At 32.9% G+C, this 519-nt stretch carries 1 pseudogene; it reads left to right on the top strand.

From position 1 onward, the window contains the following. A pseudogene (locus tag IDG60_RS01990) lies at window positions 1-464 on the top strand (oligopeptide ABC transporter substrate-binding protein); the annotation flags it as partial. Between the last annotated feature and the right edge of the window lie 55 nt (window positions 465-519).

The following is a 519-nucleotide window of genomic DNA, read 5'->3' as shown; positions in this document are numbered from 1 at the left end:
CAGGTTCAAATCCTACTTTTGAACCAAGAACTGCTGCGATAAAAGATTTCTGGGAAAAAGTTGGCTTGAAAACAAATGTGAAGTTAGTAGAATTCGGTAAATATAATGAAGACTTAGCAAATGCATCTAAAGATATGGAAGTGTACTTCAGATCATGGGCAGGAGGTACAGATCCAGATCCATCAGATTTATACCACACTGATAGACCTCAAAATGAAATGAGAACAGTTTTACCAAAATCAGATCAATATTTAGATGATGCATTAGACTTCGAAAAAGTAGGCATTGATGAAAAGAAACGTAAAGATATTTATGTTAAATGGCAAAAATATATGAATGATGAGTTACCTGGATTACCAATGTTCCAAGGTAAATCGATAACTATTGTTAACGATAAAGTACGAAACTTAGACATTGAAATTGGAACTGATCAAAGTTTATATAATTTAACTAAAGAAGCTTAGTAATGTAACCTCGACGATTTTGTCGAGGTTTACTTATATGGGGGGATGTTATGAA

This window comes from Staphylococcus sp. EG-SA-2, assembly GCF_017152085.1.
The sequence above is the reverse complement of the archived record's forward strand: the minus strand, read 5'-3'. Positions and strand labels throughout refer to the sequence as shown.